The 26,827-nt window shown below is 67.0% G+C and carries 25 protein-coding genes; 24 read left to right on the top strand and 1 reads right to left on the bottom strand.

Translation table 11 applies throughout. The features are described from left to right. The 21 genes from ASE63_RS15660 to ASE63_RS15760 all read left to right on the top strand — a co-directional run. Positions 1-240 (top strand): TOBE domain-containing protein (locus ASE63_RS15660; RefSeq protein ID WP_156410398.1); only part of this gene is annotated, 240 nt, incomplete at its 5' end. A gap of 240 nt (positions 241-480) precedes the next feature. Beyond that, a complete protein-coding gene (locus ASE63_RS15665) occupies positions 481-837 on the top strand; it encodes a DUF2849 domain-containing protein (protein WP_056802930.1) in 357 nt (118 codons plus the stop codon). 3 nt (positions 838-840) lie between these two features. Beyond that, positions 841-2,511: a nitrite/sulfite reductase gene (locus ASE63_RS15670; protein ID WP_056802933.1), complete on the top strand. Its 1,671-nt coding sequence runs from the start codon at positions 841-843 to the stop codon at positions 2,509-2,511. Continuing rightward, positions 2,498-3,019: a DUF934 domain-containing protein gene (locus ASE63_RS15675; protein ID WP_082609994.1), complete on the top strand. Its 522-nt coding sequence runs from the start codon at positions 2,498-2,500 to the stop codon at positions 3,017-3,019. The genes ASE63_RS15670 and ASE63_RS15675 overlap by 14 nt, the downstream gene beginning before the upstream one ends. 40 nt (positions 3,020-3,059) lie before the next feature. After that, positions 3,060-3,254, top strand: a complete 195-nt coding sequence (locus ASE63_RS15680) for a hypothetical protein (protein ID WP_156410399.1) — start codon at positions 3,060-3,062, stop codon at positions 3,252-3,254. Continuing rightward, positions 3,251-4,741 (top strand): siroheme synthase CysG, encoded by a 1,491-nt coding sequence (gene cysG / locus ASE63_RS15685; RefSeq protein ID WP_056802939.1) that lies wholly within the window; start codon positions 3,251-3,253, stop codon positions 4,739-4,741. Before ASE63_RS15680 ends, cysG begins: the two co-directional genes overlap by 4 nt. 583 nt (positions 4,742-5,324) lie before the next feature. Beyond that, entirely contained in the window at positions 5,325-6,500 is a 1,176-nt protein-coding gene (gene ssuD, locus ASE63_RS15690; RefSeq protein WP_156410400.1) for an FMNH2-dependent alkanesulfonate monooxygenase, read from the top strand. Beyond that, a complete protein-coding gene (locus tag ASE63_RS15695; protein ID WP_244491419.1) occupies positions 6,497-7,165 on the top strand; it encodes a flavin reductase family protein in 669 nt (222 codons plus the stop codon). Before ssuD ends, ASE63_RS15695 begins: the two co-directional genes overlap by 4 nt. Positions 7,166-7,337: 172 nt before the next feature. Further along, positions 7,338-8,942, top strand: a complete 1,605-nt coding sequence (locus ASE63_RS15700) for an ABC transporter substrate-binding protein (RefSeq protein WP_056802941.1) — start codon at positions 7,338-7,340, stop codon at positions 8,940-8,942. 41 nt (positions 8,943-8,983) lie between these two features. After that, complete coding sequence (locus ASE63_RS15705; protein WP_056802944.1) at positions 8,984-10,015, top strand: ABC transporter permease; 1,032 nt, start codon at positions 8,984-8,986, stop codon at positions 10,013-10,015. Beyond that, positions 10,012-10,854 carry an ABC transporter permease gene (locus ASE63_RS15710; RefSeq protein ID WP_056802947.1) on the top strand — a complete coding sequence of 281 codons (843 nt, stop codon included), beginning with the start codon at positions 10,012-10,014 and terminating at the stop codon, positions 10,852-10,854. Before ASE63_RS15705 ends, ASE63_RS15710 begins: the two co-directional genes overlap by 4 nt. Beyond that, positions 10,851-12,713, top strand: a complete 1,863-nt coding sequence (locus ASE63_RS15715; protein WP_156410401.1) for an ABC transporter ATP-binding protein — start codon at positions 10,851-10,853, stop codon at positions 12,711-12,713. Before ASE63_RS15710 ends, ASE63_RS15715 begins: the two co-directional genes overlap by 4 nt. 22 nt (positions 12,714-12,735) lie before the next feature. After that, positions 12,736-13,944, top strand: a complete 1,209-nt coding sequence (locus tag ASE63_RS15720; protein WP_056802950.1) for an acyl-CoA dehydrogenase family protein — start codon at positions 12,736-12,738, stop codon at positions 13,942-13,944. Positions 13,945-14,236: 292 nt separating this feature from the next. Continuing rightward, complete coding sequence (locus tag ASE63_RS15725; protein WP_056802954.1) at positions 14,237-15,463, top strand: acyl-CoA dehydrogenase family protein; 1,227 nt, start codon at positions 14,237-14,239, stop codon at positions 15,461-15,463. A 68-nt stretch (positions 15,464-15,531) separates the two neighbouring features. Next, positions 15,532-16,530 carry an ABC transporter permease subunit gene (locus tag ASE63_RS15730; RefSeq protein WP_056802957.1) on the top strand — a complete coding sequence of 333 codons (999 nt, stop codon included), beginning with the start codon at positions 15,532-15,534 and terminating at the stop codon, positions 16,528-16,530. Beyond that, positions 16,524-17,330, top strand: a complete 807-nt coding sequence (locus ASE63_RS15735) for an ABC transporter ATP-binding protein (RefSeq protein WP_056802959.1) — start codon at positions 16,524-16,526, stop codon at positions 17,328-17,330. The genes ASE63_RS15730 and ASE63_RS15735 overlap by 7 nt, the downstream gene beginning before the upstream one ends. Positions 17,331-17,386: 56 nt before the next feature. Next, positions 17,387-18,418: an ABC transporter substrate-binding protein gene (locus tag ASE63_RS15740; protein WP_056802963.1), complete on the top strand. Its 1,032-nt coding sequence runs from the start codon at positions 17,387-17,389 to the stop codon at positions 18,416-18,418. Between the two features lie 88 nt (positions 18,419-18,506). After that, entirely contained in the window at positions 18,507-19,523 is a 1,017-nt protein-coding gene (locus ASE63_RS15745; protein WP_056802968.1) for an ABC transporter permease subunit, read from the top strand. Then, the gene (locus ASE63_RS15750; RefSeq protein WP_056802973.1) at positions 19,517-19,924 is read left to right on the top strand and encodes a copper resistance protein CopC; all 408 of its coding nucleotides are present in this window, start codon (positions 19,517-19,519) and stop codon (positions 19,922-19,924) included. Before ASE63_RS15745 ends, ASE63_RS15750 begins: the two co-directional genes overlap by 7 nt. A 63-nt stretch (positions 19,925-19,987) precedes the next feature. After that, positions 19,988-20,383, top strand: a complete 396-nt coding sequence (locus ASE63_RS15755; RefSeq protein ID WP_056802976.1) for a copper resistance CopC family protein — start codon at positions 19,988-19,990, stop codon at positions 20,381-20,383. A gap of 3 nt (positions 20,384-20,386) precedes the next feature. After that, positions 20,387-22,219, top strand: coding sequence for a CopD family protein (locus ASE63_RS15760; RefSeq protein ID WP_056802978.1), 1,833 nt, complete (start codon positions 20,387-20,389; stop codon positions 22,217-22,219). A gap of 83 nt (positions 22,220-22,302) precedes the next feature. Here ASE63_RS15760 and ASE63_RS15765 read toward each other — a convergent pair whose 3' ends face one another. Beyond that, a complete protein-coding gene (locus ASE63_RS15765; RefSeq protein WP_056802981.1) occupies positions 22,303-23,649 on the bottom strand; it encodes an LLM class flavin-dependent oxidoreductase in 1,347 nt (448 codons plus the stop codon). 363 nt (positions 23,650-24,012) lie between these two features. On the opposite strand from ASE63_RS15765, the gene ASE63_RS15770 reads away from it, so the two are divergent. Genes ASE63_RS15770 through ASE63_RS15780 form a run of 3 tightly spaced genes read left to right on the top strand, consistent with a single transcriptional unit; the run spans position 24,013 to position 26,815 of the window. Beyond that, positions 24,013-25,044, top strand: coding sequence for an ABC transporter substrate-binding protein (locus tag ASE63_RS15770; RefSeq protein WP_056802984.1), 1,032 nt, complete (start codon positions 24,013-24,015; stop codon positions 25,042-25,044). 5 nt (positions 25,045-25,049) lie between these two features. After that, complete coding sequence (locus ASE63_RS15775; protein ID WP_082609995.1) at positions 25,050-25,949, top strand: ABC transporter ATP-binding protein; 900 nt, start codon at positions 25,050-25,052, stop codon at positions 25,947-25,949. Next, entirely contained in the window at positions 25,946-26,815 is an 870-nt protein-coding gene (locus ASE63_RS15780; RefSeq protein WP_056802987.1) for an ABC transporter permease, read from the top strand. Before ASE63_RS15775 ends, ASE63_RS15780 begins: the two co-directional genes overlap by 4 nt. The last annotated feature ends 12 nt before the right edge of the window (positions 26,816-26,827 follow it).

Here is a 26,827-nt window from a genome sequence, read left to right on the forward strand (position 1 = left end):
GGTGGCCCGGCCGCGCTCTATGTCCGCCCCCACCATCTCAAGCTCGTCGACGAGGCCCCGCTCTCGATCCCCGGAATCGTCGAGCAGGTCCGCCGAACAGGCCCCCTCCGCCGCGCCGAAATCACCGTCGCAGGCCTCGCCAAACGCCTCGACCTCGACCTCACATCACAACTCGCGCCCGCAATCGGTGAACGCGTCCGCGTGAAGATCACTCACGCAACAGCCTTCGCGGCGGGATAAATCGCCCAAGCGCGAGGATTATTTTACTCCTTTCTTTGTGTAATTTGAAATATCCATGCTCTTTGCGTGAATTGATCCAAACCGTAGATTCCCCTAGATTCCGTTCGGAATACAGAACGGAATGACAATGACGAAATTGCCGCATCTGGCGGATATCAGGCCAGCGAAACTGACTTTCCTGACCCCTCCGCTGGATGCCGCGCGGACTGGTCGGCATCGCCGAACAGCCATGGTGCCGTGATGGCGGCCGCCCCGAAGCGCCCTCCGCTCCCGGTCATCCTCCTCGCCAACGACCTGCTCGACGGCGATGTCGTCTTTGCGCGAGCCGAAGATGCCGGAGCGCTTTCCTGGACGCGCGACCCGGCGCTCGCGCTCGTCGCCGCCGAAGAGCCCGACGCCGTCCGGCTGGAAGGGTTCGCTGCCGCGGAAATCGCGGCGCAGCATGTGGTGGATGCCTATCTCGTCGATGTCGCGATCGGCGCCGACGGCCCGGTGCCACGCCATTTTCGCGAGCGCTTCAAGACGCTCGGACCGAGCAACCGCCCCGATCTGGGCAAGCAGGCGGGCGAAGGCATTGCCGCCCGCCGGAGCGCCTGAACGATGTATCGCTACGATGAGTTCGACGAGCGCTTCGTGCGCGACCGGGTCGCCCAGTTCAGCGACCAGGTTGCCCGGCGCCTAGACGGGTCCCTGACCGAAGACGAATTCAAGCCGCTGCGACTGAAGAACGGCGTCTATCTGCAGCTGCACGCCTATATGCTGCGCATCGCCGTGCCCTATGGCACGCTCTCGTCGAAGCAGATGCGGCAGCTCGCCCTGATCGGAGAGCGCTTCGATCGCGGCTATGGCCACTTCACCACCCGCCAGAACCTCCAGTTCAACTGGCCGAAGCTGCGCGACGTGCCCGAGATCCTGGGATTGCTGGCCGATGTCGAGATGCACTGCATCCAGACCTCCGGCAACTGCATCCGCAACGTCACGGCAGACCATTTCGCCGGCGTCGCCCAGGACGAGATCGAGGATCCCCGCCCGGTCTGCGAGCTGATCCGGCAATGGTCTACGGCCCATCCCGAATTCAGCTACCTGCCGCGCAAGTTCAAGATCGCCGCGACCGGGGCGCAGCACGATCGCGCCGTCACCAAGGCGCACGACATCGGCCTGCGGATCGTCCGGCACCCCGACAGCGGCGAAATCGGCTACGAGATCAGCGTCGGCGGCGGCCTCGGTCGCACGCCCATGATCGGCAAGGTCGTCCGCGATTTCCTGCCCAAGCCCGATCTTCTCGCCTATCTCGAGGCGATCATGCGCGTCTACAACCAGGAGGGCCGGCGCGACAACAAGTACAAGGCGCGCGTCAAGATCCTGGTGCACGAAATCGGAACCGAGGAGTTCCGCAGCAGGGTCGAAGCCGAGTTCGCGACGCTCGACGGCCCCTCGGTCAACGCCGATCCCGAGGAGCTGGCCCGGATCGAGGCGTATTTCGCACCGCCGGCCTATGAGACCCTGCCGCGGGAGAGCGCGGCGCTGGCCGCGGCGCGGGCATCGAACCCCGCCTTCGACCGCTGGGCCGGCACCAACCTGACCCCGCATCGCGCCGACGGCTACAGCGCCGTGACGATCTCGCTGAAGCCGATCGGCCTGGCGCCGGGCGATGCGACATCCGAGCAGATGCGCGTCATCGCGGATCTGGCCGAGCGCTACTCCTTCGACGAGCTTCGCGTCACCCATGCGCAGAACATCGTGCTGCCCCATGTCCGGCAGGACGATCTCCACGCCATCTGGGAAGCGCTGGTCCCGGCCGGGCTCGCGACCGCCAATAGCGGCCTCATCACCGACATCATCGCCTGCCCCGGCCTCGACTACTGCGCGCTGGCGACCGCCCGTTCGATCCCGATCGCCCAGGCCATCCAGCAACGCTTCGAGGATGCCGAGCGGCAGACCGAAATCGGCGAGCTGAACATCAAGATCTCGGGCTGCATCAACGCCTGCGGCCATCACCATGTCGGCCATATCGGCATTCTCGGGCTCGAGAAGCGCGGCATCGAATCCTATCAGATCACGCTCGGCGGTGACGCGACCGAGAACGCCGCCGTGGGCGAAATCCTCGGCCCGGGCCTGCCTGCGGAAGAGGTGCCGGGCGCGATCGAGGCGATCGTCGGCGTCTACGAGGCCGAGCGGAACGATGGCGAGCGCTTCATCGAGACGGTGAAGCGGGTCGGACTGTCGCCCTTCAAGGCAGCTTTCAAGGAATTGTCCCATGCTGCTGATTGATCGCGAGGGCTCGGCGACGGAAGCCTGGACGCGCGCCGACGGCGCCGCGATCGGGAACCTCTCCCACGCATTGGTCGGGTGGGACGCTCTGCCCGAAGCGCTCGACCAGAAATCCTCCGACCAGAAGATCGGCGTCCTGGTCCCTAATTCGCTTCCAAGCGAGGCATTGAAGCCCTTCTTCGACCAGCTCGCCCTCGTCGCCATCGGCTTTCCCGCCTTTGCCGATGGCCGCGGCTTCAGCCTTGCGAAGGTGCTGCGACGCGAAGGGTTTCGCGGGACGCTGCGTGCGTCGGGCCCGCTGATCCCCGACCAGTTCGACTATGCGATCGCGTGCGGTTTCGACGAAATCGAGCTGCCTGAGGCCAGCGCCTCGCGGCAAAGCGCGCTGCAGTGGCAGCAGGCCCGCGGCCGCCTCAGCCGGACCTATCAGCGAGGCTACACCCGGGACGGCAATATTCTGGACCGGCGCCGGCTCGCGCGGGCAGCGGCCAACAGCCCGGCAGGCTGACGAGATGGAAGAGCACGCCCGGAACGAGGAGGCGGCCGATATGGACAGAGCAAGCTCCTGGAACGAAGCGACGCCCGATAGCGAATTCGCCCGTATCTTGCCGCGCCGTCCGTTCGAGCGCTGGATCGTTGCCGGGCTGTGGCTGCTCATCGCAGCGCTGCTCGCCGGCCGGCTCGTTCTGCCTGCCCCTTCCGGCGAGGCACCTCCGTCGGCCGCCCAGGTCACGATACGGTGACGGAAAGCCCGCGAGAGCACCTGCATGCCCAACGCATAGGGGCGCTCGCGACCTTGCCGCTGTTCCACAACCTGGTGGGGCGCAAGGCCGTCGTAGCGGGCGAGAGCGAAGGTGCGCTCTGGAAAGCTGAATTGCTGGCGGCGGCGGGTGCCGACCTTCTGGTCCTGGCCGGCGAGAGCGCCGCCGCTTTTGCGGGGCTCGTCGCGGATCCGCCGGGAGGCCGCGTGACCGCCCTGCCCCGGCGCTGGCAACCCGACGATCTCGATGGCGCGGCGATTGCCGTAGGCGATATCCAGGATCGTGACGAGGCACTGGCTTTCGTCGCGGCGGCCCGGCGGGCGGGCGCGCCGGTGAATGTCGTCGACAAGCCTGAATTTTGCGATTTCGCCTTCGGCTCGTTGGTCAACCGCTCGCCGCTGCTCGTGGCGATATCGACCGACGGCGCCGCACCCGTCTTCGGCCAGGCGATCCGTGCCAAGATCGAGGCGCTGCTGCCGGCCGGGTTGAGCCGGTGGGCTCAGGCCGCGAAGGATTGGCGCCCGGCGGTGCAACGGCGCGATCTGCCTTTCGGGCTGCGCCGGGCCTTCTGGGAACGGTTTACGGCGAAGGCGCTGGCGGAGCCTCTCCGCCGGCCCGACAGCCAGGACGAAGCATCGCTGTTTGCCGAGCTCGCCCGCATGGAAGCGCAGCCGTCGGGCGTCGGCCGCGTGACGCTCGTCGGTGCCGGCCCGGGCGACCCGGAGTTGCTGACGTTGAAGGCGCTGCGGACCCTGCAGAGCGCCGACATCATCCTCTACGACGCGCTCGTCTCGCCCGGCGTGCTGGAACTGGCGCGACGCGAAGCCAAGCGCATGCTGGTCGGCAAGACCGGCCATGGCCCCTCCTGCAAGCAGGAGGACATCAACGCCACGATGACCTCGCTCGCCGCGCAGGGAAAACATGTGGTTCGCCTTAAGGGCGGCGATCCCGGGATTTTCGGGCGCGCGGGCGAGGAGATCGAGGCTTGCGCCGCCGCCGGGATCCCGGTCGCGATCGTGCCGGGGATTTCCGCGGCGCAGGGTGCTGCCGCCGCGCTGGGCGTATCCCTGACGCATCGCGACCATGCGCGGCGCCTGCAGTTCGTCACGGGTCACGCCCGCAATGGGCAATTGCCGGATGATCTCGACTGGTCGGCTATCGCCGACCGGTACGCCACGACGGTCATCTATATGCCGCGCGTAACGCTGGCAGCCTTCCGTGACCAGGCCATCGCGGCCGGAATCGATCCTGCAACACCTGCGATTGCCGTTCTCGGCGCGACCCGCCCGGAAGAGGCACGCGTCAGCGGTACCATCGCGACGCTGCCTGACCGCATCGGCGACCTGCCAGCCAAGGGACCCGTCCTCGTCCTGATGGGCTGGAGCTTGGCCGCCGTCAGCGGTGAGATCTCTCACCGCGAACCAAATAGGCGCGACGCCGTGGAATGGCTGAGCCTAGCGTCGGCTTAGCGTCCGTTTGGCAGGCCCGAGCTCCGAAAGGCGAGCGAGACGAACAAGGTCGAGCGCACCTCTATCGGGAGGGCATTCTCCCCCTTCCCGATCGATCTTTGAAAACTGCTTTTATTGACCTCTAAAGAGATATCGAGAACACTTCAGGTATCGATCGGGCCGACCGCCAATCGATCGCAGTATTTACCTGATCACTCTGCCCCGCATGACAAATTCAAGAGCGGAACGGCGTTCTGCCAGTCGCGTTCCTGGAGACAGGCGGCAATTATTACTGTCGACCTGACTGCATGGTAGTGTCTCCGCCTTCCGTCCTTCGTGCACCCGGCGGGATGTGGCGGGTCGTGCCGCGGCAGATAGTGCGCAGCTGACGACCGCCTGCTCGCAGAGCACCGCAAACAGAAAGCACCGCTGCTTGCGGTGAACGGAGCCGCATGTCCAAAACCATCGCCACCTCAATGGAGCGCGACGCCCCCGGTAATATCTGCGGGTGGGTTGGCAGGGTCCGGTCGCTTCCGTCCCAACCAGCCGGCGCTATCCTGGCCGACAGGACTTTCCGCTCCGCATCGGGACGGAAAATCGGCTCGTGAGCATCTCCCCTGCCCCAAACGCCAACGTCCTCTGGTTCCTGCCGACCCATGGCGACGGGCGTTATCTCGGCACCGCCAGCGGCGGCCGCCAGACCGATTTCGCCTATCTTCGCCAGATCGCCCAGGCGGCCGACAGCCTTGGCTATTACGGCGTGCTGCTGCCGACGGGCCGGAGCTGCGAGGATTCCTGGATCGTCGCCTCGGCGGTCGCGCCGACAACACAGAACCTGCGCTACCTCGTCGCGGTGCGGCCGGGCCTGCAGTCTCCGACCGTGGCGGCGCGCATGACGGCGACGCTCGATCGCATCTCGAACGGGCGCCTGCTCGTCAATGTCGTCACCGGCGGCGACCCGGTCGAGAATGCCGGGGACGGGATCTTCCTGTCCCATGACGAGCGCTACGAGGTGACGCGCGAGTTTCTTTCCGTCTATTCCGCCCTGCTGCGCGGCGAGACCGTGAAGCACGAGGGCAAGCATCTTCGCGTCGATGACGGCCAGTTGCTCTACCGGCCGGCGCAAGCCGGAGGCCCTCCGCTCTATTTCGGCGGTTCCTCGCCGACCGCCATCGATGTCGCGGCGCAGAGCATCGACAAATACCTGACCTGGGGCGAGCCGCCGGCCGCGGTCGCCGAGAAGATCGGCATCGTCGATCGGGCAGCGAAGGCCGCGGGCCGCAATGTCTCATTCGGCATTCGCCTCCACGTCGTCGTCCGTGAGACCGAAGCGGAGGCCTGGGCGGCGGCCGACAAGCTGATCAGCCATCTCGACGACGCCACGATCGCCAAGTCGCAGGCGGTCTTCGCGCGCATGGATTCCGAAGGCCAGCGCCGGATGTCAGCCCTTCATGGCGGCAGCCGCGCCAAGCTCGAGATTTCGCCCAATCTCTGGGCCGGGGTCGGCCTCGTCCGCGGCGGCGCCGGCACCGCGCTGGTCGGCAATCCCGAGCAGGTCGCTGCCCGGATCAAGGAGTACCAGGCCCTCGGCATCGACAGCTTCATCCTGTCCGGATACCCGCACCTCGAGGAAGCCTATCGCTTCGCCGAGCTCGTCTTTCCACTCCTCCGGCTCAATCACGGCAAGCCGGCCTTTGCCGGCGTGGTCAATAACGGCCCCTTCGGCGAGACCATCGCCAACGACGTCAAGCCCGACCAGAAGCAGGCCGTCAGCCCATGACCGATAGCGCCGAGAGGCTGCCCGGCACCGTCGGGCGCAATGCGCCGGCCCGCGCAGCCATCGCCCCGACCACACGCTCCGAGGAGGCCAAGCCGATGTCCGTCGTCACGCCCTTCCCTAAGCCTGCCAGCAGGATCCAGGACGATCCGGCCAGCTTCCGCCACGCCTTCCGGCATCTCGCCGGCGGCGTCAGCGTCATCACCACCGGCCATGGCGACGAGCGCACCGGCCTGACCGCCACCTCCGTCGCCTCGCTCTCGGCCGAACCGCCGACCGTAATGTTCGGACTAAACCTGTCGTCGTCGAGCTTTCCCATCCTCGAAAGGAGCCGCGGCTTCGGCGTCAATTTCCTCAACGCGACGCAGAAGCCCGTCGCCGACCGCTTCGCCGGGCGCAAGGGAGAGAAGGGCGCGGCACGCTACGCCGATGCGGAATGGATCAGCGGCATGACCGGCGCGCCGCTGCTGATCGGTGCGCTGGCCGCACTCGACTGCGAGGTCGAGGAGATCATCGAGCGGCACTCCCACGCCATCGTCATCGGCCGCGTCCGTGACATCAGGCTCGGCGTCAATGATGCCGCATTGGTCTATTGGCGCGGCGATTACGAGCGACTCGGCTGGATGTCCGAAGAGGTCACCACCGCACTGGGCCTGCGCGCCTTCTGAGGGCAACCCGTCTCTCGCCGGAGAAACCGCCATCGGCGTGACCGCATGTGAGTGAAACAGTCGCTTGACTCAATATTCTATAATTCCGATATATTTTTAGAACTATCGAATCCACAGGCTCCGGCCGTTATGGCCCGCGGAGCCCCGCTCGCCCCATGCAAGAGATCTCCTCATGACCACCAATCGACGCGACTTCATCCGGATGGGCGGCGCGCTCGCCGGCCTCACCCTGACGCCGGAGCTGGTCTCGCAGGCTCTCGCGCAGCAGGAGCGGAAGATCACCCATCTGCAGGTCAGCGTGCAGCCGGAGCCGCACGGCATCATCGCCGCGATCCATAACGGCAATCAGTCCTTCGTCGTCTCGCAGAACATCTTCGACGGCCTCGTGACCTTCGACGAAGAGCTGAACCCGGTGCCGCTGCTGGCGGAATCCTGGGAGACGACCGACGGCGGGCGCGTCATCACCTTCAAGCTGCGCCAGGGCGCAACCTGGCATGACGGCAAGCCGATCACCTCGGCGGACGTCAAATACTCGATCGAGCTCGCCAAGAAGAGCCACCCCGTCGCGGCGCCGACCTATTTCCACCTGAACGCCATCGACACGCCGGACGATCACACCGTCATCCTGCGCTTCGCCCATCCTTCACTGGCCCTCTGGCACATCCTCTACGGCGTGCGGACCGGCATCCTGCCGAAGCACATCTACGAGGGCAGCGATCCGCTGACCAATCCGATCAACACCAAGCCGATCGGCAGTGGCCCCTTCCTGTTCAAGGAGTGGGTGCGGGGCAGCCATGTCACGCTGGTGCGCAACCCCAATTACTGGGACAAGACCAAGCCGCGCGTCGACCAGGTCACCTTCCGCTTCATCGCCGATGCCGGCGCCCGTGCCATCGCGATCGAGACCGGCGAGATCCATTACGCGCCGGTGCCGTCGATCCCGCTGGCGCAGGTCAAGGCGCTGCGCGAGCGCAAGGACTCGCCGCTGCTGATCGACACGGTCGGCTGGGAGGCGAATGCGCCGATCTACTATTTCGACTTCAACCTCGAGAAAGAGGTCTTCCAGGACGTCCGGGTGCGCAAGGCCTTCGCCCATGCGATCAACACCAAGATTCTGGCCAGCAACGCCTTCTTTGGCTTCGCGACTCCTGCGACCGGCCCGATCCCGAGCTACCAGAAGGAATTCTACTCGCCGGACGGCGAACAGTATCCATTCGATCCGGCCAAGGCCGAGCGCCTGCTGGAAGAGGCCGGGCTGAAGAAGGACGCCAACGGCATCCGGCTCAAGATCGACAATCTGCCGATCCCCTATGACGACAATTTCGTGCGGGCGGCCCAGCTGATCCAGCAGATGCTGAAGCGCGTCGGCGTGCAGGTCGAGATCCGCAATTTCGACGTCGGCACCTATTTCGCCAAGCTCGCCAGGGAGCGCGACTTCGATACCGCCAGCGCCTTCGCCGCAGCCTTCGCCGATCCGCAGGTCGGCGTGTTCAGGCGCTTCTGGTCGAAGGCCAAGGCGACGGTCAGGGGCGGCAATACCTCGAACTACGTCTCCGCCGAAACCGACCGGCTGATCGAGGCCACCCTGATCGAGGGCGACGCCGCAAAGCGCAAGCAGCTGATCCGCGACTTCCAGATCCAGGTCCAGAAGGATCTGCCCTCCATCCCCCTGCTCGAGCTGCAGTTCGTCCGGGTGATCTCGCCGCGACTCGAGGGTGTCAACCCGACGCCCTACGGCTCCTACGCGTCGGTCGCCGAGATCGCCTTCAAGGACTGAGGAAGGACGACGGCCAGGGCAAGGGACGAGAGACGAAAGCGATGGCAGACATAACCCTGGGCCGGGTTTCCGCCCCGGCTGAAGGCAGGAAATGGCGCCCGCGCGTGCCCTACTGGCTGCTGCGGCTGGCACAGATCCTGCCGGTCGTGTTCCTGATCGTGGCGACCAACTTCTTCCTGCTGCGGCTGGCGCCCGGCGACATGGCGGACGTCATGGCGGGCGAGGCCGGCGCCGCCTCGATGGAGTATGCCGACCAGCTGCGCCAACAATTCGGGCTCGATGCGCCGTTGCTCCAGCAGTTCCTGGGCTATGCGGGCCGGATCTTGCAGTTCGACCTCGGCTGGTCGTTCCGCAACGGCCAGTCGGTCGCGAGCCTGATCCTGGCTCGGCTGCCGGCAACCGTGCTGCTCCTCGTCGTCTCCCTGACGCTGGCAGCGCTGATCGGCAGCGCGCTCGGGGCGCTGGCAGCGCTGAGCCGCAGCCGCGCGGTCGACTTCGTGATCTCGACGCTGTCGACCTTCGGCTTCGCGACGCCGCTGTTCTGGCTCGGGCTGATGCTGATCGTGTTGTTCTCGGTGCATCTCGGCTGGCTGCCGTCGAGCGGCATGTACACGCTCGGCGAAAGGGCGACCGGCTTCGCCCTCGTGCTGGACTATGCCGTCCATCTGGTGCTGCCGGTGCTCTGCCTTTCGACCTATTATCTCGCGATCTACGCGCGGCTGATGCGCACCAGCGTCAAGGAGGTCAAGAGCCTCGACTTCGTCCGCACCGCGCGCGCCAAGGGCGCCTCGCGCGAGCGCACCATCTTCCGCCACATCCTGCCCAACGCGGTGCTGCCGGTCGTCACGCTCACCGGCCTGCAGTTCGGCGCGCTGTTCAGTGGCTCGATCACGGTCGAGGCGGTGTTCGCCTGGCCCGGCCTCGGGCAGCTTGCGCTCGGAGCCGTCGCCTCGCGCGACCTCAACCTTCTGCTCGGCATTCTCTTCGTCAGCTCGATCTTCGTGCTGCTGGTGAACTTCATCACCGACCTGTCCTACCGCTTCTTCGATCCGCGCGTGGAGCTGTCCAAATGACCGCGCGCAGAGCAATCCTCGCCTTCCTCAGGCTGCCGGGCGGCCTCTTCGGCGGCTCCGTCCTGCTGGGGCTCGCGCTCGCCGCGGTGCTGGCGCCGGCACTGGTCAGCAACGATCCGCTCGACATCGCCGGCGTCTCCTTCCTCTGGCCCGGCGAGGACCAGGAGCTGCCGCTTGGTACCGACATGCTCGGACGTGACATCCTCTCCGGCGTGATCTACGGCGCACGCTCGTCGCTGGCGATCGGCGTCCTCACCGGCGTGCTGACCTGCCTGTTCGGCGTCGCGATCGGGGTCGTCGCCGGCTATCGCGGCGGCGCGGTCGATAATGCTCTGATGCGTTTCGCCGAGCTGTTCCAGATCATGCCGTCGCTGCTGTTTACCATCGTGCTGGTGGCGGCGGCTGGGCCCTCGACGGCCAACATCGTCGCCGGCATCGCGATCACCAGCTGGCCGCAGATCGCCCGGCTGGTTCGGGCCGAGACGTTGCGGGTGAAGACCAGCGACTTCGTCAGGGCCGGCATCGTGATGGGCTTCGCCGATGCCCGCATCATCGCGCGGCATGTCGCGCCGAACGTGATGGCGCCCGCGGTCGTGATGGTCTCGATCCTGGCCGGCAACGCCATCCTGACGGAATCGGCGCTCTCCTTCCTCGGTCTCGGCAACCCCAACATCATCACCTGGGGAAGCATGATCGGCGCCGGCCGCGAGGTGCTCCGGCAAGCCTGGTACATGACCGCGATCCCGGGCGCCGCAATCTTCGTCACCGTGCTCGCGCTCAACCTCGTCGGCAATGCGCTGAACGATCTCCTCAACCCGCGGCAGGAGGTCGGCCTTTGACGCTCCAGATCACCCCGAAGGCGCCGGTGCTCGCCGTTCGCCAGCTTCGCACTTCCTTCCTGAGCGAAGGCGGCTGGAGGTCGGCCGTGCGCGACGTGTCCTTCGAGGTGGCGCAGGGCGAGACGGTCGCGATCGTCGGCGAGTCCGGCTCCGGCAAGAGCGTGACTGCATTGTCGGTGATGGGCCTGCTACAGCGCGCGACGAGCCGGGTCGAAGGCGAAGTTCTGTTGCGCGACGAGAACCTGCTGGGCCTGAACGAGCGCACCATGCAGCGCATCCGCGGCAACGAGATCGCCATGATCTTCCAGGAGCCGATGACCAGCCTCAACCCGGTGATGAGCGTCGGCCTGCAGGTGGCCGAGGCCTTGATCTGCCACAGGCCGATCGGCACTGACGAGGCGCGGGCGGAAGCGACCCGACTGCTCGACCGGGTCCGGATCCCAAGCGCCTCGGCGCGCTTCGACGACTACCCCCACCAGTTCTCCGGTGGCATGCGCCAGCGCGCGATGATCGCGATGGCACTCGCCTGCAGGCCGAAGCTGCTCATCGCCGACGAACCGACGACGGCGCTCGACGTCACCATCCAGGCGCAGATCCTCGACCTGATCAGAGAGCTGCGCGAGGAAGAAGGCACCTCGGTCCTGTTCATCACCCATGACATGGGCGTGGTGGCGGAGATCGCCGACCGCACCATCGTCATGCTCGACGGGCGGATCGTCGAGAGCGGCGAGACGGAGCGGGTGTTTGAGCATGCCGAGGAGCCCTATACGCGCAGGCTGCTCGCCGCCGTGCCGCGGCTGGGCTCGATGGCTGGGCGGACGGCGCCCCTGCGCTTCCCGTCCTACGATCCCGCGACGAGCAGCTTCAGCGAGCCGAGCGAGACCCCGAACACGGTGGTTCATGCACAGCGTCCGCTGCTGGACGTCCGGAACCTGACCGTGCGCTTCGATACGACCGATCCCCGCTTTCCCGGCGGGCGCGGCAAGGTCCATGCGGTCGAGAACCTGTCCTTCAGCCTGCGGGCCGGCGAGACGCTCGCCCTGGTCGGGGAGTCGGGTTGCGGCAAGTCTACGACCGGCCGCTCGATCATGCGGCTCGTCGAACCCGACAGCGGCTCGATCCTGATCGACGGTCAGGACATCCTGACGCTCGGCAAGCGCGAACTACGCGACCTGCGCCGGAATGCGCAGCTGATCTTCCAGGATCCGTTCGCGAGCCTGAACCCGCGCATCACGGTTGGTGCTGCGATCGCGGAGCCGCTGCTGGTGCACAGGCTGGCCGCGCCGTCCGAGGTCGGCGACCGTGTCGCCTCGTTGCTGACGCGGGTGGGGCTCGATCCGGAGCTGGTCCGGCGCCTGCCGCATGAATTGTCCGGCGGTCAGCGCCAGCGGATCTGCATCGCCAGAGCGCTGGCACTCGATCCCAAGCTCATCGTCGCAGACGAGGCCGTCTCAGCGCTCGATGTGTCCATCAAGGCGCAGGTGGTCAATCTGCTGCTCGATCTCCAGGCCAGCCTCGGGCTCGGCTACCTGTTCATCTCGCACGACATGGCCGTGGTCGAACGCGTCAGCCATCGGGTCGCGGTGATGTATATGGGCGAGATCGTCGAGATCGGGCCGCGCGCCGCGGTGTTCGAGAATCCGCAGCACCCCTACACCAAGCGGTTGCTCGCGGCGATCACCATCCCGGATCCCGCGCGGCGGCACCAGCGCCGGCCCGTTCCGCAGGACGAGGTGCGAAGCCCCGTCCATCCGCTCGGCCATGTTCCGCCGCTGCGGACGATCCGCGAAGTTGCTCCCGGCCACCTCGTCCAGGAATGGGGCGACGAGTGGCGTGCCGGGCTTTCCCGCGCAGCCTGAACCCACAAGAGGCAGACGACAAATGAACGATGCAGTGCGGCGACATGCCGGCCCGCCACGCGCCACCAAGCTGGACGAGGTCTTCGGCACCATCGCCGAAGGTGCGGCGGAGCGCGATCTCGAGCGCAGCCATCCCTATGAGGCCGTGGCACTGCTGAAGAATGCCGGCTTCGGCTCGCTGCGCCTCGCGGTCGATCAGGGCGGCGCCGGCTATTCGATGCGCGAGGCGTTGACTGCCGTCATCGCGCTCGGTGCGGCCGATGCGAATGTCGCTCACATCTTCCGAAACCACTTCGTCTTCGTCGATACCTATGTGCGCCGCCCACAAGGCCCGGTCGAGGCCGGCCTGCAGCCGAAGATCGCCTCCGGCGCCCTGATCGGCTTTGCCTCCGGCGAACTCGGCATGAGCCCGGGTACGCGAGACTACTCGACCAAGCTTACGGAAGATGGCAACGGCTTCCGGCTCAACGGCACGAAGTACTACAGCACCGGCAGCCTCTATGCCGACCTCATCATGGTCCGGGCGACGAATGCCGACGGCATCGACGGCGTGGCGGTCGTACCGGCCGAGCGCGACGGCGTAGAGCGCATCGATGACTGGGACGGAATGGGCCAGAGGCTCACCGGCACCGGCACCACCAATTTCCAGAATGTCCGCGTCGAGCGCGGCGAAGTCATCCTGCACGGGCCCGGCACCAGCTACGCCCAGCCCTATGGTACGGCGCTGGCCCAGCTCTACCTGACCTCGATCCTGGCCGGAATCCTCCGTAACATCGTTGCGGACTCCGCCGCGCTGGTGAAGCGCCGCGGCCGAAATTTCGCGCATGCGGCGGTCCAGCAGCCCGCCGAAGATCCCCTGCTCCAGCATGTCGTCGGCCAGATCTCAAGCCTCGCCTTCGCGGGCGAGGCCACTGTGCTCGCCGCAGCCGATGCGCTCGATAGGGCGATCGAAAGCGCGAACGCTTTCGGGCTGCGCGACCGGGAGCTGGCCCATGCCGCCTCGCTAGCCGCAGCCAAGGCCAAGATCGTCCTCGACGACATCACGGCGCGCGCGGCGACGCTGCTCTTCGATGTCGGTGGCGCCTCGGCCACCAAGAAGAGCTTCAATCTCGACCGTCACTGGCGCAATGCCCGCACGCTCGCCTCTCATAATCCGGCGCTCTACAAGACGCAGGCGATTGGCGATCTCGAGATCAACGGCGCCCCCCTGCCGCAGACGGGCTTTTTCTAGACGCTTCGCTTCTGCAGCAAGGCTCTGCAATCCGGGACGCCCTGCGGGCGGGCCCGGATTTTCTGTTTGCGGACCAGCAGTCGCGAAGGGCACCGCGACACCCGGCGCGAGCACCCTCCTCGCCAAGCCCTCTCCCGCTCGCATCCCGACAACGCATTCGGAGAGAAATCTCCTGCAATCCTCTGCAACATTAGTAATCTATAATATAGATAGACTATTAGTTTTATGACACGATCAGACTCGGCAGTTCGAGGGCTGTCGATCCCAAATTTTCAAGGCTGGAGCCTGATCGATGAGCAATGCGACTGCAGCGGCGGTGAAGCTGAGGACGAACCGGCCCGTCACACCCGGCTCGCCCGAACTGTCGCGGCTGATCGAAGTTGTCGCTGCGGACGCAGCCGCGCGCGAACGCGGTGAGGTCTCGCCGCGCATCGCCATTGACCAGATCAAGCAGTCGGGCCTCGGCATCTTCCGGCTGCCTGAACATCAAGGCGGTGGCGGCGCGTCGCTGCCGGAACTCTATGAGCTCGTGATCGCTCTCGCCGAGGCGGATTCCAACATCCCGCATATTCTGCGCAACCATTTCGCCTTCGTCGAACGGGCCCTGCGCACGCCCGGCAACCCGGTGCTGCAGCGCTGGCTCGACTGGGCGAAGGAGGGCAAGACCTTCGGCCTCGGCGCCAGCGAACTCGGCATTCAGAACATCGGCTCAGGACATGTCGAAACGCGCCTCGACGAGGCGGGCGACGGCTATGTGCTGAACGGCAAGAAGTTCTACAGCACCGGCAACTTCTACTCCGACTATATCCTGGTTCAGGCGCGCACGGCCAAGGACGAGGCGGTGACCGCGCTTGTCGCCACCGACCAGCCGGGCGTCGATGTCGACGACGATTGGGACGGGATCGGCCAGCGGCTGACAGCAAGCGGCACGACCGTGCTGACCAATGCGCAGGTCGCCCCCGACGACGTGCTGTTCGCGTCCCAGCAGGAGGTGAAGCTGCCCTTCAACGCCACCTTCGCCCAGCTCTATCTGACGGCGATCGTGGCCGGCATCCTGCGCCGGATCGTTGTCGATGCGACGGAACTGGTGAAGGGGCGCGAGCGCAACTATTATCATGCCGTGACGGCCAGCCCGGCCGACGACCCGATACTGCAGCAGACGATTGGCCGGTTGGCGAGCGTGGCCTATGTCGCCGAAGCCAGCGTGCTGCGGGCCGCAGAGGCGCTGGATGCGGCGTTCCGCTCGGCGATTGCCGGCGAGCCGGATATCGAGCTCTTCCGCGAGGCGGCACTGCGCGCGGCCAAATCCAAGATCGTGATCGACGATCTCGCCCTGAGCGCGGCGACGCAGCTCTTCGATGTCGGCGGCGCCTCGGCGGCCCGGCAGAGCAAGGGGCTGGACCGGCACTGGCGCAACATCCGCACGCTCTCCTCGCACAATCCCCTCGCCTACAAGGCCAGATCGATCGGCGACTTCGTAATCAACGAATCCGCCCTTCCGAACGGCGCCTTCTTCTGACCGCAACCGCTACGGCCGACCTCCCTTCCCAAGCGGGAGCCTGGCCCGGCCGTGAGACAGGTGCTTCCATGACCGTATCTTCGACCGTGCTGACGACGGCCGGCCCCGCCGGCGAGGGGTTGCGCCGCGGCGCCCTGCTCGGCCTCGCCGCAGCCGGGGCCTGGGCGGCGGTAGCCGCGACGGCAGGGCTGCTGCCGGATGTCGGTGACTGGCCCGAGACCACCAACTTCGCCGTGGGCGCTGCGGTGATCGCAGCCGCGATCGCGCTCGCCACCCTGGCTCAGGGCCTGGCGCCAGAGTTGGCGCGATGGCTGGTGCGGAAAAGCCCCTGGCTGATCGTCATCGGGCTCTTCCTCGCGCTCTGGCAGTTGGCCTCGGCCAAGCTCGGCTGGCTGCCGCAGCCCTTCTTCCCGCCACCGCAGGCGCTGGTCGAGGTCTATGCCTACGACTATGCCGATCTCGGCGTGAACCTGCTGGCCTCGTTCCGGCTGCTCGCCGTCGGCTTCGTCTATGGCGGTATCGCCGGCTTCCTGACCGGCATTGCGCTCGGCTGGTCCAGCCACGCCGCCTACTGGATTCACCCGATCCTGCGCTTCGTCGGGCCGCTTCCCTCGACGGCCCTGCTGCCGATCATCTTCTTCGCCTTCCCGTCGAGCTGGAGCGCCAGCATCTTCATGATCGCGCTCGCAGTCGCGTTTCCGATGGCGGTGCTGACCTGGTCGGGCGTGGCGAGCGTCAACACCGCCTATTACGACGTGGCACGAACGCTCGGCGTCAAGCCTTTGGCCCTGATCATCAAAGTCGCGATCCCGGCCGCCCTGCCCCATGTCTTCGTCGGCCTGTTCATGGCGCTGGGCGCAGCCTTCTCCTCGGTGATGGTGGCGGAGCTTCTCGGCGTGAAGGCCGGACTCGGCTTCTATGTCCAGTGGTCGCAGGGCTGGGGATCCTACAACAACGTCTATGCCGCCATCATCGTATTGGCGCTGCTCTGTTCTTCCTCGATCACCGTCCTGTTCAAGATCCGCGGCCGAATGCTGTCGTGGCAGAAGGGTCTCGTCAAATGGTAGCTGCCTCCTACAAGGAAGACCTTGCGGCTGAGCCCGCATCCACGGCCGGCGCCGCCCTCGACATCGAGCATGTCAGCCATGCCTTCGATCTCGACGGCTCGGTCCTGAGCGTCCTCGACCAGGTTTCGCTGAACGTCAAACCCGGCGAGTTCGTCGCCCTGCTCGGCCCCTCGGGCTGCGGGAAGTCGACCCTGCTGCGCCTCATCGCCGGGCTGGAGCCGCCGAGCCGGGGCGTGCTGAAGGAGGATGGTCGGGCGATCACCGGCCCGCACCCCTCCCGGGTCGTGGTGTTCCAGGATCCGACGCTGTTTCCCTGGCGCACTGTCTGGAACAATGTCGCACTGGGCCCCGAGGCGCAGGGCAACCTCAAGGAGCAGCGCAGCCGGGTCGACGACGCGATCAATCTCGTCGGGCTCTCGCAATTCGCCAAGGCCTATCCGCACCAGCTCTCGGGCGGCATGGCGCAGCGCGTGGCGCTGGCACGCGCCCTGGTCAACGATCCGTCGATCCTGATCCTCGACGAGCCACTCGGCAAGCTCGACTCGCTGACGCGGCTGACCATGCAGTCCGAACTCGTCTCGCTCTGGCGCAGCAAGGGTTTCACCGCGATCCTCGTCACCCATGACGTCGAGGAGGCCGTGTTCCTCGCCAACCGCGTCGTGATCTTCAGCGACCGGCCGGCCCGCATCAAGGCCGATTTCCAGGTCGACCTGCCCTATCCGCGCCACCGCGGCGACCCGCGTCTCGCGGAACTGCGCCGCGCCAGCCTCAGCCATCTCGGCCTCGACGCCAGCTGGTGAGGCCGCGCCTTCCCTTCACCCCGAGACGTGCAGCAACCGGCCCAGGAGCCTCCGCCATGACGCAGCCCACCGCCAAATCGCCGTCCATATCGCGCCGCACCCTGCTGCGCGGCGCCTCGGCGCTCGCCGTCGGCGCGCCATTCGCCTACGGCCTCGTGCCGGTGCCGAGCTTCGCCCAGGGCTCGAAGTTCAGAAAGATCAATGTCGGCTGGACCGGCAGCAGCATCTGCCACAACGCGATTCCCGTCGCGGTCCACAAGGAGTTCTTCCAGAAGCACGGCCTCGAGCCCGACCTGCTCTCGTTCAGCGGCGGCAACGACGCGGTCCTGGAGGCGCTGTCTTCCGGCAAGATCGACACGACGGCGGGCTTCATCCTGCGCCTGCTCAAGCCGCTCGAGCAGGGAGCGAACATCCGCTTCACCGGCTCCGTCCATGGCGGCTGCATCCGTGTGGTGGCGGCCGAGGGCACGCCGGAGGTCGACTACGCTTCGCTGAAGGGCAAGTCGATCGGCGTCACCAGCCTCGGCAGCCCAGGCAAGAACTTCCTCTCCGTGCAGCTGCACAAAGCCGGCATCAACCCGCAGAACGAGGTCGAATGGCGGGTCTACCCGGTCGATCTGTTTGCCGAGGCGATCCGGAAGGGCGAGATCCAGGCCGCCGTCGATGCCGATCCGGGCACCTTCCTCGTGCTCAAGAACAATGCTGGTTACCTGAAGGAGATCGGCGGGCTGCAGACCGGCATCTATAGCGGGCTCTCCTGCTGCGGCGTGGTGGTCAGCAAGGTCTTCGGCGAGACCCGCCGCGAGGATGCGACGGCCGCAACCCGGGCGCTGACCGAAGCCGCGCAGTGGATGTCCGAGAACCCGGACGAGGCCTCGCAGATCGCGCAGAAATACTCGCCTCACCCGGCCGCCCTGCTGGCCGAGGTGATCCGCAGCCACCGCCACGACGTCAACTACAATGGCGGCAAGCGGCTGGTCGACGAGATCGCGATCTATGCGAGCGACCTGCGCGACGTCGGGATCATCCGCAAGCGCACCGATCCGGTCGACCTCGCCAAGCGCGCGACGCTCGAGCTCTTCGCCTGATCCGGACGGCACGCCCGCTCCTCTTCCCGCGGTGCGCCGGTCCCCGGCGCGCCGCTCACCGAGCCCCCAAACGGCAGGAAGTTGATCCGTGAGCACTCAAAGCGTGATCGGCGCCGAACGTGACGCCCCCGGCCTGGCTGCGGCGGCGCCCGCGGCGCGTCCCAGCCTCGACCCAGGGCTGCTCTATGCGGCGGCGGGCTGGCTGGCGGCCGGCACGATCACGTTGTTCTGGCCGAACACGAAGGAATTCGCCCATACCAGCGACTTCGGCGTCGGCCAGTGGCTGTTCGCCGCCCTGCTCGTGGTGGGCTATCTGTTCAGCGGCCGCCTCGGGGCAGTCTCCCGCTGGCTCGCCAACAATGCGCTGAGGCTGCTTGCGCTGGCGGCGCTCCTGACGATCTGGCAGCTCGCCTCGGCCAAGCTCGGCTACTGGCCGCAGCCCTATTTCCCGCCGCCGCAGGGCGTGCTCGACGCCTATGTGAAGGACTATCCGCGCCTGCTCGACAGCATCCGCGCCTCGCTGGTGCTGCTCGTCGCCGGCGTCGCGCTGGGCTCGTTCGCCGGCTTCCTGACCGGGCTCTCGACCGGCTGGTCGCCGAAGGTCGGTTACTGGACGATCCCGGTGCTGCGGCTGTTCGGCCCGGTCCCCGCAACATCGCTCATTCCGATCGTCGTCTTCGTGTTCCCGAGCAGCTTCAGCGGCGGCATTTTTCTGGTCGCGCTCGCGGCCTGGTTCCCGGTCGCGATCCTGACCTGGTCCGGTGTCTCGAGCGTCGACAACAGCTATTACGACGTCGCCCGGACGCTCGGAGCCAGGCAGCGCTTCCTGCTACTCAAGATCGCGGTGCCGGCCTCGCTGCCGCATCTGTTCGTGGGCCTGTTCATGGCACTCGGCAGCGCGATCTCGGTGCTGGTCGTGGCCGAGATGATGGGGGTCAAGGCCGGGCTCGGCTACTATCTCGACTGGGCCCAGGGCTGGGCGGCCTACGGCCATCTCTACGGTGCGCTGATCATCATGTCGGTGCTGTTCTCGTCCCTCATCACATTGCTGTTCCGCGTTCGCGACCGCGTCCTCGTCGGCCGCAAGGGAGAGGTTCAATGGTGAATTTCCTTCGCCGCGCCCTGCCGGGCAGCGGCGCCCGCGCGCGCATCGCGCCACTCCTGGCCGCCGCTGCACTGAGTCTCGCGTCGGCAGGACCCGCCTGGCCGCATGCGCATCTGAAGTCCGCCGCTCCGGCTGCCGACTCGACGGTCCGCAAGCCGCCCGAACGTGTCGTGATCTCCTTCACGGAGGCGCTGGAACCCAAGCTCGCGCGGCTGACCGTCGAGGACGGCGCCGGCAAGCGCGTCGACAAGGACGATGCTGCCGTCGCGCGCGGCGACAGCAAGAGGCTCTCGGTGGGCGTGAACCCGCTCGCCCCCGGCACCTACACCGTGCGCTGGGAGATCACCTCCGTCGATACGCACCGGACCTCGGGCCAGTTCACCTTCATCGTCAAGCCGTAGGCACCCGCGCCGGGCGGCCTTCCGCCACTGGCCCGTCTCGTCCAGCCATTGGAGTTTGCAGGGATGATCCCGCCTATCGACAGCGGCCGGCGCCGCCTCCTGCTGGGCAGCGCGACGGCGCTCGCGGCCTTCTCGCTGTCATCGCGGCAGCCGGCGCAGGCCCATGTCCGCTTCCAGCGCTCGATCCCGGCTGCAAACCAGTCGCTGGCCGCGGCGCCGGCCGAGATCGTCCTTGTCTTCTCCGACAAGGTGCAGCCGGCGCTTTCGCAGATCATCGTGACGGATGCGGCCGGCGCGCGCGTCGACCAGTCCCTGCCCAGCCCGGTCGGCGGCGATGCGGCGAGGCTCGCTGTGACGCTGAAGCCCCTGCCGGCAGGCCGCTACGAGGTCAGTTGGGCAGCAACCTGCATCTACAACCACAGACTCCGCGGCAGTTTCGGCTTCACCGTCCAAAGCTGAGGAATGCCGGAAGCGCTCGACCCCATCCTGCTTGCGCTGCGCCTCTCGCGCTGGCTCGACCTCGCGAGTTCGATCGCGATCTTCGGGGCGCTGCTCTTCGCGGCGGCGATTGCCCGTCCGGCGCTGCTGCGGGAAGCGGGCGCGGTCTCCACGGCGCCGCGAGCCTATCTCTTCCTCTGCCTCGCGCTCAAGCTCGCTGCCACCGCGATCTGGCTGCCCGCACAGGCGGCGCAGATGGGCGGCAAGACCCCTTTCGACCTCGACCTCATCAGGCTGGTCGCGGGTGACACCGTCTTCGGCCAGGCGCTTCTCGGACGTACCGCCCTGGCCACCGCAGCCGTTCTCGTAGCCGGTGATCTGCGCTCTCCTCTGCGCGTCGCCTTCGCCTGCGGACTTGCGGCCGTCGCGTTGGCGCTGCAGGCGCGACTGGGGCACGGCGTTGCGCTCGACAAGCCCTTCGCGCAACTGCTGCTCGCGCTCCACATCCTCGCGGCCGGCGCCTGGCTCGGCGCCCTACCGCCCCTCGCCTGGCTGGTGCTGCGCCTGCCTCCCGAGCGGGCGGCGGTCGCGGTCAGGCGCTTCTCCTGGCTCGGCATTGCCGCCGTGCTGGTTCTCGCCGGCTCGGCCTATGTCCTCGCCTCGCTGCTGGTCGGCGGCGTCGGCGGCTGGTTCGGGACGGTGTATGGCCGCGTCGCCATCGCCAAGCTCTGCGGCTTCGGGCTGCTGCTCGGACTGGCCGCCGCCAACAAGTTCCTGTTCACGCCGAGACTGCTGGCCCGGGGCGGCGGCCGATGGCTGGCGGCCAGCATCGCAATCGAGAGCGGCATCGGCCTGGCGGTGATCGGCCTCGCCGCTTGGCTGGCGACCGTCCCACCCGGCGTCCATCTCCAGCCGCAATGGCCCTTCCCGCTGCAGCCGGATCTCAGCGGCCTCGACGATTCCTATATTCGGAAGGAGCTCTGGCGTGCCGCAGCCCTCGCCGGCGTGGTTGCACTCGCGCTCGCGGCGCTGCTGCGGCGCGCCACGCGCTGGCCCGGACTGGTCGTAACCGCCTTGCTGATCGTCTGGCTGCCGGCGCCCAATCTGCGGCTGCTGGCGAAGCCGGCCTCGCCGACCTCCTTCCACGTCTCGGAAACCGGCTTCTCAGCCTCCTCGATCGCGCGCGGCGAGGACATCACGAAGCGCCATTGCACCGCCAACTGCTTCACGGCGAAGGACGATCCGACCGAGCCCGCCTCCTATAATCTCTGGGGCCGCAGCGACGGCGACCTGTTCGGCTGGCTGACGGAGGTCTTCGACAGGATCGGCTACAGCCCTTTCGCCCACGGGACGATCACCGGCCTGAGCGAGCGCGAACGCTGGATGCTGATCGATTATTTCCGCGCCCGCGTCGCGGCCGGGCTCCTGCGCAAGCGGGACGATTGGCGCATCGCGATACCGGCGCCGGAGATCGACATCGCCTGTACCGACGGCCCGAGCCGGCTGAGCGAACTCCAGGGCCGCGTCGTCGAACTGATCGCAAATGGGCGAGGCGCACCTGCGCCATCGGCCGCGCCGTCGATGGCCAAGGCCGTGCGGGTGATCCTCGATGAATCCGGCGACGCGGCTCCGGGACCCGGCACATGCGTCTCGGCCTCGCGCGATGGCTGGACAGCCTATGCGGTGCTCGCCGGCCTTGGATCTGAACAGCTGGGCGGCACGGTCTTCCTGATCGACACGGAGGGCTGGCTGCGCTTTCGCTACAGGCCGGGCAGCGGGGCGGAGCGGAGCAAGGAGATCGCTGCGATCTTCGCCAAACCCTTCGATGCGAGCATGCGCCCCGCGCACCGTCATTGACGCTCGCTTTGCAGGCCCAACCAAATGCGAAAAGGCGCCGGACGAAGGTCCCGCGCTTTTCCGTTCGAGCAAGCGTCGGCCGATCAGGCGCTCAGGCGCCGATCCTGCGCAAACTCGCTCGCCGGGCGCGGCAGCCCGTAATGCTCGCGCAGCGTCCGGCCGCTGTACTCCTCGCGGAAGAGCTCGCGCTTGCGCAGGATCGGCAGCACCTCGGCGACGAAGGCATCGAATCCGCCTGTCAGCCATGGCGGCATGACGTTGAAGCCGTCCGCAGCGCCCTGCACGAACCATCGCTGGATCTCGTCGGCCACGCGCTCCGGCGTGCCGACCAGGACCCAATGACCGCGTGCGCCGGCCATGCGCCGGATCAGCTGCCGGATCGTCGGCTTCTCGCGGTCGACGATATCGATCACCAGTTGGAAGCGGCTGGCGACGCCCCGTGGCCCATCGGTATCGATCAGATGGCGCGGGAACGGCCCGTCGAGATCGAAGCCCGACAGATCGAGCCCGATCAGGCGCCGGAGCTGCTCGAGCGAGGCGGCAGGCTGGATCAGCTCGTTGATCTCCTCCTCCAGCCGGTCTGCCTCGGCCTGCGTCGAGCCGAGATAGGGGCTGATGCCCGGCAGCACGCGGATATGCTCCGGCGCCCGCCCGAGCGATACCGCCCTCGCCTTGATGTCGCTGTAGAAGGCCTGCGCGCTCGCTAACGTCTGGTGCGCGGTGAAGATCGCTTCGGCATGCTGCGCGGCGAAGGAACGGCCGTCCTCCGAGGAGCCGGCCTGCACGTAGACCGGCCGGCCCTGCGGCGAGCGCGCAACGTTCAAGGGCCCGCGCACGCGATAATGGCGCCCGACATGGTCGATGCGGTGCACCTTCCCGACATCCGCGAAGACGCCGCTCTCGGCATCGGCGAGCAGCGCGTCGTCCTCCCAGCTATCCCAGAGCTTGGTCACGACCTCGAGGAACTCGCGCGCCTTGTCGTAGCGCTCGCCATGGGGAGGATGCTCTGGCAAGCCGAAATTCTGCGCCGCGCCTGCATCGCTTGTGGTGACGATGTTCCAGCCGGCACGCCCGTCCGAAAGATGGTCGAGCGAGGCGTAGAGGCGCGCCAGGTTGTAGGGCTCGTTATAGGTGGTGGAGGCTGTACCGATCAGACCGATCCGCTCGGTGACGGCCGCAATTGCGGAGAGCCAGGTCAGCGGCTCGAAGCGCACCCGCGAGGAATAGCGCACATTCTCCGGCAGGGACGGGCCGTCGGCGAAGAAGATCGCGTCGAACTTCGCGGCCTCGGCGCGCCGGGCAAGCTCCTGATAATATCGGATGTCGAGCACGCGCCGTGGCTCGGACTCCCGATAGCGCCAGGCAGCCTCGTGATGCCCGCCGGGATAGATGAAGAGATTCAGCGCCAGCTGGCGGGCGGTGTCGGACATGACGAACCTCGCGGGGGAGCAATGAAGGCCGGTTGCGGGCCGCCGTCGCCGGGGAAGGGTCGAGGATGTCGCCCGGCCGCCTGGCCGGTCAAGAGTATCGTTTTTTAAAGAGAACAGACCTTGGAGATAATATCACCACCGGCGTCGGAGGTGTATTTCGCGAAGCAGAATTAGCCATGAAACAGCGCATTTCGTGCCCGGAGCGATGCCTCTGCTTCCGACTGGTCCATTTAGAGAAGTTTATGCCTCCTCACACCGTTCTTTAAAACGAACATTCTGATTGACGCTTCCGACCGTGGCCTGCAAGCTGATCAGGACTGGACCGCCCACCCGGGCGGTGTTTTTTTGAGCTTGGAGCACGGCATGACGAAGTGGAGCGGGACGATTTCACGCCGGCGGGTGACCGCCCTTCTCGGCGGCGCGGCCTTGGCGCTCGCCTCCTTCGGGCCGGCGGCCGCGGCGGAAGGCCAGCTGCGCATCGCCAAGCAGTTCGGCGTAGTCTATCTGCTGCTCGACGTCGCCAATGAGCAGAAGCTGATCGAGAAGCACGGCAAGGCCGCCGGCGTCGACATCAAGGTCGAGTTCGTGCAGCTCTCGGGCGGCGCGGCGGTGAACGACGCCCTGCTCTCGAACAATATCGAGATCGCCGGCGCCGGCGTCGGCCCGCTGTTCACGCTCTGGGACCGCACCAAGGGGCGGCAGAACGTCAAGGGCGTCGCCTCGCTCGGCAATTTCCCTTACTACCTCGTCACCAACAACCCGAACGTGAAGTCGATCGCGGACTTCACGGAGAAAGACCGCATCGCCCTGCCGGCAGTCGGCGTCTCGGTCCAGGCGCGCATCCTGCAATGGGCCTCGGCGAAGCTCTGGGGCGACAAGGAATTCAACCGCCTCGACAAGATCAGCGTCGGGCTGCCCCATCCCGAGGCTGCGGCCGCGATCATCAAGGGTGGGACCGAGATCACCGGGCATTTCGGCAATCCGCCGTTCCAGGAGCAGGAGCTGGCCGAGAACGCCAATGCCCGGATCGTGCTCAACTCCTACGACGTCCAGGGCGGCCCGGCGTCCTCGACCGTGCTCTATGCCACCGAGACGTTCTACAAGGACGCTCCCAAGACCTATCGCGCCTTCCTCGACGCCCTCGACGAGGCGGCGAAGTTCGTCACGACCAATCCGGAGCAGGCGGCCGAGATCTATCTCAAGGCCAATGGCGGCAAGGGCGACCGCAAGCTGCTGCTGGAGATCATCAAGAACCCGCAGGTGACCTTCAAGGTCGAGCCGCAGAACACGCTCGGCCTCGGCCAGTTCCTGCACCGCGTCGGCGCCATCAAGAACGAGCCGAAAGTGCTGCTGGACTATTTCTTCGCGGATCCGCGCGTCGCAGCCGGCAGCTGAGCCCGATGACGATCGTCGCCGACGAATTCATGCGCGACACGACGGTGGCGGAGATCCGGTGCGCCGGCGCGGAGCGATTCGCCCCCGTCGCGGCGAGCGCTGCTGGCTTCGGGCCGCTGCTCCAGGTCGACGGCGTCACCCTGGAGTACCGCACCGGCGACACGATCGTGCGGGCGACGCATCGTGTCGGCTTCGACGTGCACGCGGCTGATCGCTTCGTGTTGCTCGGGCCCTCGGGCTGCGGGAAATCGACGCTGCTCAAGGCGATCGCCGGCTTCATCGCGCCGGTCGAGGGCGAGATCAGGCTCGACGGCCGGCAGGTCCGCACCGCGGGGCCGGACCGCATCGTCGTCTTCCAGGAATTCGACCAGCTGCCGCCGTGGAAGACCGTGCTGCACAACGTCGCCTTCCCGCTCCTGGCTTCGCGCAGCCTGCCGTGGCGCGAGGCGCTGGAACGCGCCCGGCATTATGTCGACAAGGTCGGCCTGTCGGGCTTCGCCGACAGCTATCCGCATCAGCTCTCGGGCGGGATGAAGCAGCGCGTCGCGATCGCACGGGCGCTGGCCATGCAGCCGAAAGTCCTGCTGATGGACGAGCCTTTCGCGGCACTCGACGCGCTCACGCGCCGGAAGATGCAGGAGGAGCTGCTCGCGCTCTGGGACGAGGTCCGCTTCACGCTGCTCTTCGTGACCCATTCGATCGAGGAAGCGCTGATCGTCGGCAACCGCGTCGCGGTGCTGTCGCCGCATCCGGGCCGGCTCAGGGCGGAGTTCAACAGCCACGAATTCGACCTCGGCAGCATCGGCGGCACCGCCTTCCAGAGCGCCGTGAAGCGGCTTCACGACCGGCTGTTCGAGAGCGATGTCGATTCAGCCGGCACCGGCCGGGCGGAGGCACGCCGATGACCCTCGCCCAGCCGCCGATCCGCCCCGAATATGACCGGCCCCTGCCGCCCTTCACCGCCGACGCGCTGACGCGGCCGGCCCCCTTGCTCGAGCGCCTGGCGCGGCAGGGCTGGCTGCGCAAATCGCTGATCCTGCTGCTGCTCGCCGTCATCTGGGAGGCGGCAGCGCGATGGCAGGACAATGACCTGCTGCTGCCGACCTTCCTCGCGACGCTGGCAGCCCTGCTCGACGGGCTGGCGAGCGGCGAATTGCTGGAGCGGGCGCGCCTGTCGCTCGTCGTGCTCGCCCAGGGCTATATCGCGGGCGTGGTGCTGGCCTTCCTGCTGACGACACTGGCCGTCTCGACCCAGCTCGGGCGCGACCTGCTTTCGACGCTGACGGCGATGTTCAACCCGCTGCCGGCAATCGCGCTCCTGCCGCTGGCGCTGCTCTGGTTCGGGCTCGGCCCCGGCAGCCTGATCTTCGTCCTGATCCACTCCGTGTTGTGGCCGCTGGCGCTCAACACCTTTGCCGGCTTCCAGGGCGTGCCGGAAACGCTGCGGATGGCCGGCCGCAATTATGGGCTCCGCGGCCTGCGCTATGTGTTCGGCATCCTTGTACCGGCGGCGCTGCCGGCGATCCTGTCCGGGCTCAAGATCGGCTGGGCCTTCGCCTGGCGGACGCTGATCGCGGCCGAACTGGTCTTCGGCGCCTCATCCGGCCGCGGCGGGCTGGGCTGGTACATCTTCCAGAACCGCAACGAGCTCTATACGGACAAGGTCTTCGCCGGCCTGCTGCTTGTCATCATCATCGGGCTCGTCATCGAGAATGTCGTCTTCGCCAGCATCGAACGGCTCACCGTGCGGCGCTGGGGCATGGCGCGCTGACACTGCGGGATT

The organism is Allobosea sp. Root381 (assembly GCF_001429395.1).
Lineage (GTDB): Bacteria > Pseudomonadota > Alphaproteobacteria > Rhizobiales > Beijerinckiaceae > Allobosea.